Here is an 11,130-nt window from a genome sequence, read left to right on the forward strand (position 1 = left end):
TTTCAGCCCTTCGGATACATTCTTTAGTAGCAAAACTACAATTAATTTAACTGCCCGCTGTACGCCTCACGCCTAAGTGCCGAGCTGGCTGGTTTTGCGCGTAGCGAGTGCAGCCGCAAAAAAGGATAGACCATGAGCCTGCCCGCGCTGGCCTGTTTGCCTGCCGTCCTCGAGCCCCTGGCAGTCGCTGCCGAGCAGTCCCTGCAAGGGGCATTCGCGCAGCTGTCTGCCGCCGCCGTGCAGGCATTCCTCGCCTGGCCCGAGGAGCGTCGCAGCGCCCTGCGGCGGGTGGCCGCGGCCAGCGATTTCGTCCTCCAGCAGGCCCTGCGCGATCCGCAGATGCTGCTGGATCTGGCCGGCTCCGGTGAGCTGGAGCGTTCGCTGCAGGCCGGTGAGCTGCGCGGCCAGCTGGCCCAAGTGCTGGCCGACTGCGACAGCGAGGACGAGCTGGGCCGGCGCCTGCGGCGTTATCGCAACCGCCAGCAGCTGCGGATCATCTGGCGCGACCTCGGTCGCCTGGCCGACCTCAAGGAAACCTGCGGCGACCTCTCGGACCTGGCCGATGCCTGCATCGACCTGGGGTATCACTGGCTCTATCCGCACCATTGTGCGCAGTTCGGCACCCCGATCGGCCGGCGTAGCGGTCAGGCGCAGCACATGGTGATCCTCGGCATGGGCAAGCTCGGCGCTCACGAGCTGAATCTGTCCTCGGACATCGACCTGATCTTCGGCTACCCGGAGGGTGGCGAAACCGAAGGGGTCAAGCGTCCGCTGGACAACCAGGAGTTCTTCATCCGCCTCGGCCAGCGCCTGATCAAGGCCCTGGATGCGATCACCGTCGACGGTTTCGTGTTCCGCACCGACATGCGCCTGCGCCCCTATGGTTCTTCCGGGGCCCTGGTGTTCAGCTTCAACGCGCTGGAGCAGTACTACCAGGATCAGGGCCGCGACTGGGAGCGTTACGCCATGATCAAGGCGCGGGTGGTTGGCGGCGACCCGCAGGCTGGTGCGCAGCTGCTGGAGATGCTGCGCCCGTTCGTCTATCGGCGTTACTTGGATTTCTCCGCCATCGAGGCGCTGCGCAGCATGAAGCAGCTGATCCAGCAGGAGGTGCGGCGCAAGGGCATGGCCGAGAACATCAAGCTCGGTGCCGGCGGCATTCGCGAGGTCGAGTTCATCGCCCAGGCCTTCCAGCTGATCCACGGCGGCCGCGACCTGAGCCTGCAGCAGCGTCCCCTGCTGAAGGTGCTGGCCACCCTGGAGGGGCAGGGCTATCTGCCGCCTGCGGTGATCGAGGAGCTGCGCGAGGGCTACGAATTCCTGCGCTACACCGAGCATGCCCTGCAGGCGATCGACGACCGGCAGACGCAGATGCTGCCCGACAACGAGCAGGACCGCGCGCGGGTGGCCTTTATCCTCGGCTTCGACGGCTGGCAGGCCTTCCATGAGCGGCTGATGCACTGGCGCGGCCGAGTCGACTGGCATTTCCGCCAGGTGATCGCCGATCCCGACGAGGACCAGGGCGCCGAAGCCGACGTGGTGATCGGCGGCGAGTGGCTGCCGCTGTGGGAAGATGCCCAGGACGAGGAGGCGGCCTGCCGGCAGTTGGCCGATGCCGGCTTCGCCGATCCGCAAACCGCCTGGCAGCGCCTGACCGGCTTGCGCGGCGGCAGTCAGGTGCGCGCCATGCAGCGTCTCGGGCGCGAGCGCCTGGACGCCTTCATCCCACGCCTGCTGGCCCAGGCGGTGGAGCACGGGGAGCCGGACCTGGTGCTGGAACGGGTCATGCCGCTGGTCGAGGCGGTCGCCCGGCGCTCGGCCTACCTGGTGCTGCTGACGGAGAATCCCGGTGCCCTGCAGCGCCTGCTGACCCTGTGCGCGGCCAGCCCCTGGATCGCCGAGCAGATCGCCCGCTTCCCGCTGTTGCTCGACGAACTGCTCAACGAGGGGCGCCTGTTCAAGCCGCCGCAGGCGCCGGAGCTGGCCGCCGAGCTGCAGGAACGGCTGATGCGCATTCCGCAGGACGACCTGGAGCAGCAGATGGAGGCGCTGCGTCACTTCAAGCTGGCCCACGGCCTGCGGGTGGCTGCCTCGGAAATCGCCGGCACCCTGCCGTTGATGAAGGTCAGCGACTACCTGACCTGGCTGGCCGAGGCGATTCTCGACCAGGTACTGGCCCTGGCCTGGCACCACACCGTGAGCAAGCACGGCACGCCAAGGCGCGTCGACGGCAGTCCCTGCGACCCCGACTTCATCATCGTCGGCTACGGCAAGGTCGGCGGCATCGAGCTGGGGCATGGCTCGGACCTGGACCTGGTGTTCATCCACGACGGCGATCCCCAGGCCGAGACCGACGGCGCCAAGCCCATCGATGGCGCGCAGTTCTTCACCCGCCTGGGGCAGCGAATCATCCACCTGCTGACCACCCAGACCAACTCCGGCCAGCTCTACGAGGTCGACATGCGCCTGCGGCCTTCCGGCGCGGCAGGGCTGCTGGTCAGCTCGCTGGGCGCCTTCGCGCGCTACCAGGAAAACGAGGCCTGGACCTGGGAGCACCAGGCGCTGGTGCGGGCGCGGGTGCTGGTCGGTTGCCCGCGGGTCGGCCAGGCCTTCGAGGCCGTGCGCGCCAAGGTGCTGGGGCGCGAACGCGACCTGGACAAGCTGCGCGCCGAGGTCAGCGAGATGCGCGCGAAGATGCGCGACAACCTCGGTACCAAGCTCACCGCGGCCGGCACCGCAGCCAACGCCTTCGAGGCCGCCTCGCCGTTCGATCTGAAGCAGGACGCCGGAGGTATCGTCGATATCGAATTTATGGTGCAATACGCGGCCCTGGCCTGGTCGTGGCAGCACCCGCAGCTACTCGAGTTCACCGACAATATCCGCATTCTGGAAGGTCTGGAGCGGGTCGGTCTGTTGCCGGGTGAGGACGCCCGACTGCTGCAAGAGGTCTACAAAGATTACCGTTCCGCGGCCCACCGCCAGGCACTGCAGAAGCAGCCGGGGGTGGTCGGCGGCGACCAGTTCCAGGCCGAGCGGCGCAGCGTGCTGCGGATCTGGCGGGAACTGGGGCTGGACTGAGAATTTCCGGCTGGAGGACGCAGGGCGCCTCCGGCGGTAGTGAACGAATCGAATCTGAGGAGCAGGCAACTATGTCGATGGCCGATCGTGATGGCGTGATTTGGTATGACGGCAAGCTGGTACCCTGGCGCGATGCCACCACCCATGTGCTGACCCACACCCTGCACTACGGCATGGGCGTGTTCGAGGGCGTGCGCGCCTACGATACCCCGGACGGCACCGCGATCTTCCGCCTGCAGGCGCACACCGATCGCCTGTTCGATTCGGCGCACATCATGAACATGCAGATCCCGTTCAGCAAAGACGAGATCAACGAAGCGACCCGCGCCGCGGTGCGCGAGAACAACCTGGAAAGCGCCTACATCCGCCCCATGGTGTTCTACGGATCCGAAGGCATGGGCCTGCGCGCCAGCGGCCTGAAGGTGCGGGTGATAGTGGCGGCCTGGAACTGGGGCGCCTACATGGGCGACGAAGCCCTGCAGGTCGGCATCAAGGTGCGCACCAGCTCCTTCACCCGTCATCACGTCAACATCTCGATGACCCGCGCCAAGGCCAACGGCAACTACATCAACTCGATGCTGGCCCTGCAGGAAGCCATCTCCGGCGGCGCCGACGAGGCCATGCTGCTGGACACCGAAGGCTATGTGGCCGAGGGCTCGGGGGAGAACATCTTCCTGGTCAAGAACGGCGTGGTCTACACCCCGGAGGTGACCTCCTGCCTCAACGGCATCACCCGCAACACCATCCTGACCCTGGCCGACGAGCTGGGCATCAAGGTGATCGAGAAGCGCATCACCCGCGACGAGGTATACATCGCCGACGAAGCCTTCTTCACCGGCACCGCCGCCGAAGTCACGCCGATCCGCGAAGTCGATGGCCGCGCGATCGGCGCCGGCCGCCGTGGCCCGGTGACCGAGAAGCTGCAGTCGGCCTATTTCGACCTGGTGACCGGCAAGACCCGCAATCATGCCGAATGGCGCACCCTGGTCAAATAAGACCGAGCCAGGCCTGTTGGCTGGTTCCGCGCACGGGGTAGGGCGTCGCGCTAGCGTTCGCCCGGCCAGCTGATCAGGCCGCAGTGCCGAGTGTGTCCGGGAGGCGAAAGCCTCCCTGGTTGTTTCTGGAATTCCCATGAAAATACTGATCGTAGGGCCCAGTTGGGTCGGTGACATGGTGATGGCGCAGACCCTGTTTCAGTGTCTGCAGCAGCGCCATCCCGGCTGCGAGATCGACGTACTGGCGCCCGAGTGGAGCCGGCCGATTCTCGAGCGCATGCCCGAGGTGCGTCGTGCCCTGAGCTTCCCGCTCGGCCATGGCGTGCTGCAGCTGGCGACCCGGCGCAGGATCGGCAAGTCCCTGGCCGGCCAGTACGATCAGGCGATCCTCCTGCCCAACTCGCTCAAGTCCGCGCTGGTGCCGTTCTTCGCCGGCACGCCTAAGCGCACCGGCTGGAAGGGCGAGATGCGCTACGGTCTGCTCAACGACGTGCGCCGCCTGGACAAGGCGCGCTATCCGCTGATGATCGAGCGCTTTATGGCGCTGGCGTATGAAGAGGGTGCCGAGATTCCCAGGCCCTATCCAAGACCGAGCCTGCGCATCGAGGCGCACAGCCGCGACGCGGCGCTGGCCAAGTTCGGCCTGATCCTCGATAGGCCGGTGCTGGCGCTCTGCCCCGGTGCCGAGTTCGGCGAGGCCAAGCGCTGGCCCAGCGAGCATTACGCCCGGGTCGCCGAGGCGAAGATACGCGCCGGCTGGCAGGTCTGGCTGTTCGGCTCGAAGAACGATCACGCGGTCGGCGAGGAGATTCGTGGGCGACTGATCCCCGGCCTGCGCGAAGAGGCGAGCAACCTGGCCGGCGAGACCAGCCTGGCCGAGGCCATCGACCTGCTGTCCTGCGCCGGCGCCGTGGTCTCCAACGACTCCGGCCTGATGCACGTGGCCGCGGCGCTGAACCGCCCGCTGGTGGCGGTCTATGGCTCGACCTCGCCGCAGTTCACCCCGCCGCTGGCCGAACAGGTCGAGATCGTCCGCCTCGGCCTGGAATGCAGCCCCTGTTTCGACCGAACCTGCCGCTACGGTCATTACAACTGCCTGCGTGAGTTGGCGCCGCGGCCGGTGCTCGAGGCGCTGGACCGCCTGGTGGCCGATCCGGTCGAGGTCGAATAGTGTGCGTGTACTGCTGATCAAGACCTCTTCGCTGGGCGATGTCGTGCACACCCTGCCGGCGCTCACCGATGCGGCGCGGGCGATCCCCGGCATCCAGTTCGACTGGGTGGTGGAGGAGGGCTTCGCCGAGATTCCCGCCTGGCATCCGGCGGTGGCCCAGGTGATTCCGGTGGCCATCCGGCGCTGGCGCAAGCACCTCTGGCAGACCCTGAAGAGCGGCGAGTGGCGCCGCTTCAAGGCGCGCCTGGGCGAGGTGCGCTACGACCTGGTAATCGACGCCCAGGGCCTGCTCAAGAGCGCCTGGCTGACCCGTTACGTCAAGGCGCCGGTGGCCGGCCTGGATCGCGATTCGGCGCGCGAGCCGCTGGCCAGCCGTTTCTATGACCGGCGCTACTCGGTGCCGCGAGAGCAGCATGCGCTGGAGCGTACCCGCCAGCTGTTTGCCCAGGCCCTGGGCTACCCGCTGCCGGCGGGCATCGGCGACTACGGCCTGAACCGCGCGCAGCTGGCGGCGGGCTCCGCGCAGCCCTACCTGCTGTTTCTGCACGGCACCACCTGGCCGAGCAAGCACTGGCCGGAGGCTTATTGGCGTGAGCTGGCCGAGCGCATGGTCGAACAGGGCTGGGCAGTGCGCCTGCCCTGGGGCAACGAGCAAGAGAAGGCTCGGGCCGAGCGCATCGCCGCCGGCCTGGAGCACGCCGCCGTATTGCCCAGGCTGAACATTGCCGGGGTGGCCAAGGTGATCGCCGGCGCCAGCGCCTGCGTGGCGGTGGACACCGGTCTCGGCCACCTGGCCGCGGCCCTGGATGTGCCGAGCATTTCCCTGTACGGCCCGACCCTGCCGGGCCGGGTCGGCGCCTATGGCCGCTCGCAGGTGCACCTGTGCGCCAGCGGCCCCAACGCCGGGCTCGGCGACCGGCACAAACCCTGCTTCGACGACCTGCGCCCCGAGCGGGTGCTCGGCGAGCTGCAGGCCCTGTTGCGGGCCGAGGAATGCGTCTGATGCAACTGGCTTTCATCCTCTACAAATATTTTCCCTTCGGCGGCCTGCAGCGCGACTTCATGCGCATCGCCCTGGAGTGCCAGCAGCGCGGCCATGCCATTCGCGTCTACACGCCGATCTGGGAGGGCGATGTGCCCGCCGGTTTCGAGGTGGTGGTGGTGCCGGTCAAGGCGCTGTTCAACCACAGGCGCAACGAGAAGCTCACCGCCTGGGTCGAGGCCGACCTGGCCCGACGTCCGGTCGATCGGGTGATCGGCTTCAACAAGATGCCGGGGCTGGACGTCTACTACGCCGCCGATGGCTGCTACGAGGACAAGGCGCAGACCCTGCGCAACCCGCTGTACCGCAAGTGGGGTCGCTACCGGCATTTCGCCGACTACGAGCGGGCGGTGTTCGCCCCCGAGTCGAAGACCGAGATCCTGATGATCTCCGAGGTGCAGCAACCGCTGTTCGTCAAACACTACGCCACCCCGGCCGAACGCTTTCACCTGCTGCCGCCGGGTATCGCCCTCGATCGCCGGGCGCCGGCCAATGCCGCCGAGATTCGCGCCGAGTTCCGCCGCGAATTCCAGTTGGCCGACGACGACCTGCTGCTGGTGCAGATCGGCTCCGGGTTCAAGACCAAGGGCCTGGATCGCAGCCTCAAGGCGCTCGCCGCCCTGCCGCCCGAGCTCAAGCGGCGCACCCGGCTGATCGCCATCGGCCAGGACGACCCCAAGCCCTTCCTGCTGCAGATCAAGGCGCTGGGCATCTCCGAGCAGGTACAGATTCTCAAGGGGCGCAGCGACATCCCGCGCTTCCTGCTCGGCGCCGACCTGCTGATCCACCCGGCCTACAACGAGAACACCGGCACCGTGCTGCTCGAGGCCTTGGTCGCCGGCCTGCCGGTGCTGGTCAGCGACGTCTGCGGCTATGCCCACTACATCGCCGAGGCCGATGCCGGGCGGGTGCTGCCCAGCCCGTTCGAGCAGCAGCGGCTCAATCGGCTGCTGGCCGAGATGCTCGGCGATGAGGCGCGCCGCGGCGAGTGGCGGCGCAACGGCCTGGCCTTCGCCGACAGCGCCGACCTCTATTCCATGCCGCAGCGCGCGGCCGATGTGATCCTGGCGGAGCGCCCATGAAGTTGCTGCTCGGCGAGCCGTTCAAGAGCCTGTGGGCCGGCCAGGATGCCTTCGCCGCGGTGGAGGCCCTGCAAGGCCAGGTCTACCGCGAGCTGGAAGGTCGGCGTACCCTGCGCACCGAGGTCAACGGCCGCGGCTACTTCGTCAAGATCCACCGCGGCATCGGCTGGGGCGAGATCGCCAAGAACCTGCTGACCGCCAAGTTGCCGGTGCTCGGCGCCGGCCAGGAGTGGCGGGCGATCCAGCGCCTGCAGCAGGTCGGGGTGGCGACCATGACTGCGGTGGCCTATGGCGAGCGCGGCGCCAATCCGGCCACGCAGCACTCGTTCATCGTCACCGAGGAGCTGGCACCGACCGTCAGCCTGGAAGACTTCAGCCTCGACTGGGCGAGAAATCCTCCGCAACCGGTGCTCAAGCGGGCGCTGATCGCCGAAGTGGCGAAGATGCTCGGCAGCATGCATCGCGCCGGGGTCAACCACCGCGATTGCTACATCTGCCACTTCCTCTTGCATACCGACAGGCCGGTCAGCGCCGACGACTTCAGGCTGTCGGTGATCGACCTGCATCGCGCCCAGACCCATGCCCGGCTGCCGCTGCGCTGGCGCAACAAGGACCTGGCCGCGTTGTATTTCTCGGCGCTGGATATCGGCCTGACCCGGCACGACAAGTTGCGCTTTCTCAAGGGCTATTTTCTCGCGCTCAATGGTCCGCAGCCACTGCGCCAGGTCTTGCGCGACGAGACCAGGCTGTTGGCCTGGCTGGAGCGCAAGGCGGGCAAGCTATACGCGCGCAAGCAGCGCTATGGGGATGCGCTCTGATGGCAGGCTGGTACCTGGATCCGCAGTACCGGCAGCTGGTCGCCGATTTCGGTAGCCTGGACGCGGTATTCGCCCTGCAGGGCGAGCGCCTGACCAAGGATCCGCTGTCCGAGGTGATCCGCATCGAGCGCGGCGGCGTGCGTTACTACGTCAAGCGCTACTGGGGTGCCGGCAAGGGCCTGCGACGCTATATCGGCCGGCCGCGGGTCAAGGCCGAATGGCAGAATCTCAAGTGCTTCGCCAAGTGGGGCATTCCCACTGCCGCCATCGTCGCCCATGGCCTCGAGCGCAGGGCTGGCGCCTTCGTGCGCGGCGCGCTGATCACTCGCGAGCTGGATCACACCGAGGACCTGGCCCTGCTGGCCAACCGAGACGATCCCCGCCTGGCGGAGCCTGGCTGGGTCGATGGCATCAGCCGGCAGTTGGCCCGGGCCACGCGGACCCTGCACGATCACCATTTCACCCACAACGATCTCAAGTGGCGCAACCTGCTGGTCAATGACCGGGGCGAGCTGTTCTTCATCGATTGCCCGACCGGCAGCTTCTGGTGGGGGCCGCTGCTGCGCTACCGCATCGTCAAGGACCTGGCCTGCCTGGACAAGGTGGCCAAACACAAGCTGTCGCGCAGCCAGCGCTTGCGCTTCTATCTGCAGTACCGCGGTCGGCAGCGGCTCAACGCCGCCGACAAGCGGCGCATCCGCCAGATCGTCGAATTTTTCGAGGGCCGTGAATGAAGGACTTTATCGCCGCCGAGGACCGTGAGGTCCTCGAGCGCCATGGACTGGCCAGCTTCGATGCGCTCTGGGCACTCGAATTGGAGGCGGTGGACGAGCCGAACACCGAACGTGGTGGCTGGAGCAGTGTCTATCGCCTGGAGCTGGGCGAGCGGGCCTACTACCTCAAGCGTCAGAGCAATCACCTGACCCGAACCCTGCGCCGCCCCATGGGGGAGCCGACCTTCGCCCGCGAGTTCCGCAATATCCAGCGCTATCGCCAGCTGGGCATCCCGGCGCTGCAGGCGGCCTTCTTCGCCCGACGTCGCCTGCCGGGCGAGCAGCGGGCGATCTTGCTGACCCGTGCCCTGGACGGCTGGCATGACCTCGAACACTGGCTGCAGGGCTGGGCGCGCCGCGACCAGGCCGAGCGTCAAGCGATCCTTCAGGCCTGCGGCGGGCTGGCCCGGCGCCTGCACGACGCCGGGCAGATGCATGGCTGCTTCTATCCCAAGCACATTTTCCTGAAGGCGGCCGGTGGCGCTTTCAGTGCCCAACTGATCGACCTGGAGAAGACCCGGCCGTTGCTGCTTGGCGAGCGCGATCGAATCAAGGATCTGGAGCCCTTGTTGCGTCGCGCCAGCCAGTGGAGCGATGCAGAGGTGGAGCAGTTGTTGAGCGCCTACCTGCCCCCAGGGGGGGATCTGCGGCGTTGGTCGCAACGTCTGGGCAGGCGTCGCCAGGACAAGGAGGGGCGTCGATGAGGCTGGCGGAACTGGCCCGTTCCGGGCGTGCGCCAGAGCTGCCGTTGCACATCGAGTTGGCGGATGCTGCGGGGCCGGCGACCCTGACCCTGTTGCGCTTGTTGCGGGTCTTGCCTGGCCAGCGCTACGTCGGGGTGGCGCAATGGCGCGGCCGCCGGGTGCTGGCCAAGTTGCTGGTGGGTGGCAAGTCGGCGCGGCATTTTGCCCGCGAGCTGAGCGGTGCGCGCCTGCTCGCCGAGCAGGGCCTGAGCACGCCGGCGCTGCTGGCCGATGGCTTGCGCGAAGGCGAGGGCGGCTGGCTGTTGTTCGAGTTTCTCGAGGAGGCGCAGAGTCTCGGCGATCTGTGGCGCCGCGTTGCGCATCAGCCGCTGCTGTCCGGCGCCCAGCAGGCGGTACTCGGCGAGGCCCTGGGGGCTATCGCGCGCCTGCATGCCCAGGGCTTGTGGCAGGAAGACCTGCACCTGGACAACCTGCTGCGCTGCGAGGATCAGCTGTTTGTGATCGACGGTGGCGGCGTGCGTGCGCAGCGCCCGGGCCAGGCGCTGGCGCGCGAGCAGGCGCTGGAGAATCTCGGGGTGTTCTTCGCCCAGTTGCCCATCGAGCTTGAGCCCTATATCGAAGAATTGCTGGTGCACTACCTGTTGGTCAACGGCGAGCATGCCCTGCCGCTGGAGGCCCTGCTCGAACAGGTGGGCAAGGTCAGGCGCTGGCGAGTGCGCGACTACCTGAAGAAGGTCGCCCGCGATTGCAGCCTGTTCAGCGCCAGGATCGGCGCGTTCGGTTTGCGCGTCATTCGTCGCGAAGCCATGGCGCCGCTGCAGCCCTGGCTGGATGAGCTGGACGGACGCATCGAAGCTGGCCATCTGTACAAGACCGGCGGCGCGGCCACCGTGGCTCGGGTCGAACTCGACGGCAGGCCGCTGGTGGTCAAGCGCTACAACATCAAGAACGTCGCCCACTGGCTCAAGCGCTTCTGGCGCCCTAGCCGTGCCTGGCACAGCTGGGTCGAGGGCAATCGCCTGGACATCCTCGGCATTGCCACGCCCAGACCCCTGGCCGTGCTGGAGCGCCGCTGGTGCTGGCTACGCGGGCGCGCCTATCTGATTACCGAATACTGCGGTGGGCAGGATATAATCGCGCGTTTTCAGCCCTACTTGGCTGAAGAACGGCCGCAATCTCCGCCCGAAGCCGACCTCTTGGCGCTGGATCGCCTGTTCGCCGCCTTGCTGCGCGAGCGCATCAGCCATGGGGATTTCAAGGGGCACAATTTGTTTTGGGACGAGCAGCGCCAGAGCTGGTCGCTAATCGATCTGGACGCCATGCAGCAGCACCACAGCATGCGCAGCTTCGCCCGGGCCTATGCCCGCGACCGCGCCCGCTTTCTGCGCAACTGGCCGGCCGATTCGGCCTTGTACCGGTTGCTCGACGAACGTTTACCGCAGGTGCCCGGCACCTGCCCTGAATAGA

At 67.3% G+C, this 11,130-nt stretch carries 9 protein-coding genes; all 9 read left to right on the forward strand.

Features of this window, described 5'->3' with window-relative positions; translation table 11 throughout:
• Positions 1-132 precede the first annotated feature (132 nt).
• The 9 genes from glnE to AB5S05_RS05175 all read left to right on the forward strand — a co-directional run bounded on the left by glnE (position 133) and on the right by AB5S05_RS05175 (position 11,129).
• Positions 133-3,078, forward strand: a complete 2,946-nt coding sequence (gene glnE / locus AB5S05_RS05135; protein ID WP_369286412.1) for a bifunctional [glutamate--ammonia ligase]-adenylyl-L-tyrosine phosphorylase/[glutamate--ammonia-ligase] adenylyltransferase — start codon at positions 133-135, stop codon at positions 3,076-3,078.
• Between the two features lie 71 nt (positions 3,079-3,149).
• Positions 3,150-4,073, forward strand: coding sequence for a branched-chain amino acid transaminase (locus tag AB5S05_RS05140; protein ID WP_369286413.1), 924 nt, complete (start codon positions 3,150-3,152; stop codon positions 4,071-4,073).
• Between the two features lie 136 nt (positions 4,074-4,209).
• A complete protein-coding gene (gene waaF / locus AB5S05_RS05145; RefSeq protein ID WP_369286414.1) occupies positions 4,210-5,244 on the forward strand; it encodes a lipopolysaccharide heptosyltransferase II in 1,035 nt (344 codons plus the stop codon).
• Position 5,245: 1 nt separating this feature from the next.
• Positions 5,246-6,247: a lipopolysaccharide heptosyltransferase I gene (gene waaC / locus AB5S05_RS05150; protein ID WP_369286415.1), complete on the forward strand. Its 1,002-nt coding sequence runs from the start codon at positions 5,246-5,248 to the stop codon at positions 6,245-6,247.
• Positions 6,247-7,368, forward strand: coding sequence for a glycosyltransferase family 4 protein (locus AB5S05_RS05155; protein ID WP_369286416.1), 1,122 nt, complete (start codon positions 6,247-6,249; stop codon positions 7,366-7,368). Before waaC ends, AB5S05_RS05155 begins: the two co-directional genes overlap by 1 nt.
• Positions 7,365-8,186, forward strand: coding sequence for a lipopolysaccharide core heptose(I) kinase RfaP (gene rfaP / locus AB5S05_RS05160; protein ID WP_369286417.1), 822 nt, complete (start codon positions 7,365-7,367; stop codon positions 8,184-8,186). The genes AB5S05_RS05155 and rfaP overlap by 4 nt, the downstream gene beginning before the upstream one ends.
• Positions 8,186-8,920: a lipopolysaccharide kinase InaA family protein gene (locus AB5S05_RS05165; protein ID WP_369286418.1), complete on the forward strand. Its 735-nt coding sequence runs from the start codon at positions 8,186-8,188 to the stop codon at positions 8,918-8,920. Before rfaP ends, AB5S05_RS05165 begins: the two co-directional genes overlap by 1 nt.
• Positions 8,917-9,663, forward strand: coding sequence for a lipopolysaccharide kinase InaA family protein (locus AB5S05_RS05170; RefSeq protein ID WP_369286419.1), 747 nt, complete (start codon positions 8,917-8,919; stop codon positions 9,661-9,663). The genes AB5S05_RS05165 and AB5S05_RS05170 overlap by 4 nt, the downstream gene beginning before the upstream one ends.
• Positions 9,660-11,129, forward strand: a complete 1,470-nt coding sequence (locus tag AB5S05_RS05175) for a lipopolysaccharide kinase InaA family protein (RefSeq protein WP_369286420.1) — start codon at positions 9,660-9,662, stop codon at positions 11,127-11,129. Before AB5S05_RS05170 ends, AB5S05_RS05175 begins: the two co-directional genes overlap by 4 nt.
• Position 11,130 lies beyond the last annotated feature (1 nt).

Source organism: Pseudomonas zhanjiangensis (genome assembly GCF_041027545.1).
Taxonomy (GTDB): domain Bacteria; phylum Pseudomonadota; class Gammaproteobacteria; order Pseudomonadales; family Pseudomonadaceae; genus Aquipseudomonas; species Aquipseudomonas zhanjiangensis.

Coding starts and splice junctions, on each gene's coding strand:
- glnE (WP_369286412.1), top strand. CDS start 133: ATGAGCCTGCCCGCGCTGGCCTGTTTGCCTGCCGTCCTCGAGCCCCTG.
- AB5S05_RS05140 (WP_369286413.1), top strand. CDS start 3,150: ATGTCGATGGCCGATCGTGATGGCGTGATTTGGTATGACGGCAAGCTG.
- waaF (WP_369286414.1), top strand. CDS start 4,210: ATGAAAATACTGATCGTAGGGCCCAGTTGGGTCGGTGACATGGTGATG.
- AB5S05_RS05155 (WP_369286416.1), top strand. CDS start 6,247: ATGCAACTGGCTTTCATCCTCTACAAATATTTTCCCTTCGGCGGCCTG.
- rfaP (WP_369286417.1), top strand. CDS start 7,365: ATGAAGTTGCTGCTCGGCGAGCCGTTCAAGAGCCTGTGGGCCGGCCAG.
- AB5S05_RS05165 (WP_369286418.1), top strand. CDS start 8,186: ATGGCAGGCTGGTACCTGGATCCGCAGTACCGGCAGCTGGTCGCCGAT.
- AB5S05_RS05170 (WP_369286419.1), top strand. CDS start 8,917: ATGAAGGACTTTATCGCCGCCGAGGACCGTGAGGTCCTCGAGCGCCAT.
- AB5S05_RS05175 (WP_369286420.1), top strand. CDS start 9,660: ATGAGGCTGGCGGAACTGGCCCGTTCCGGGCGTGCGCCAGAGCTGCCG.